The sequence below is a fragment of the Rhizobacter sp. P2_H2 genome, from assembly GCF_056403375.1.
On sequence record NZ_JBFUFP010001623.1, the window covers coordinates 1 to 816 of the forward strand.

The 816-nt window shown below is 71.7% G+C and carries 1 protein-coding gene; it reads right to left on the reverse strand.

What is annotated here, in order from left to right:
- Positions 1-144: 144 nt before the first annotated feature.
- Positions 145-816, reverse strand: a 672-nt coding sequence (locus AC1D15_RS35185; protein ID WP_477829729.1) for a transporter substrate-binding domain-containing protein, incomplete at its 5' end; no start/stop codon positions are given.

An 816-nucleotide genomic window follows, 5' to 3' on the forward strand; every position in this document is an offset into this window, starting at 1 on the left:
GTCAAACACAGCCGATGAGYMWGTYYACGAAGCGCGCTGGCGCGCGCCACCCCCGAAACCGATCTTCTCCGTCGCCCCAGAAGTCGCCCCCACAGCCTSCCCCCGGCCGCCCCGCCCACGAACCGMRAGTGTTCGCCAAGTGGGTCAGCTTGACGCCGGCGCGACGGCAGCGCCGCGGATGCCGTGCCGAGCCAGCGACTGCGCGACATAGCCGCTCGCCTTGGCCTGTTCGACGAAGCCGGCGAGCAGTGCGGTGGCAGCAGCGCCGCGCGTCAGCGGCAGCCCCATCGCCTGCTCGATCACCATGAAGCGCCCGGGCAGCAGGCGCAGGCCGGGCAGCCGCGCGGCATCGGATTCGAGCTGCTGGCGTACCCCTGCCGCCACGTCGGCGCCTTCGGCGAGGAAGCGCTCGACGACCGCCTGCGAGGTGGGCGTGCGCATCAGCTGCGCGGCCTTCAGTTCGCGCGACAGGTACAGGTCGTAGGCACTGCCGCGGCCCACCATGATGCGGGTGCCGGCGCGGTCGACCTGCGCGTTGTCGGCCAGCGGCGACTCGTTGCGCACCAGGTACGCGCCTTCGATCAGCACGTACGGCGCGCTGAAGCCGATGCCGTCGCTGCGCCGCGGGTCGATCGCGAAGAAGCCGATGTCGGCCCGGTCCGCCTTCACGGTGTCGACYGATTGCAGCGCGGCCTCGACGACGACCAGCTCCAGCGGCACGCCCAGGCGTTGCGCGAGCAGCGTCGCGAGGTCGACCGACACGCCGCTCACGACACCCGCCGCATCGCGGTTGGCGAGGATCGGGTTGCCGAGGTT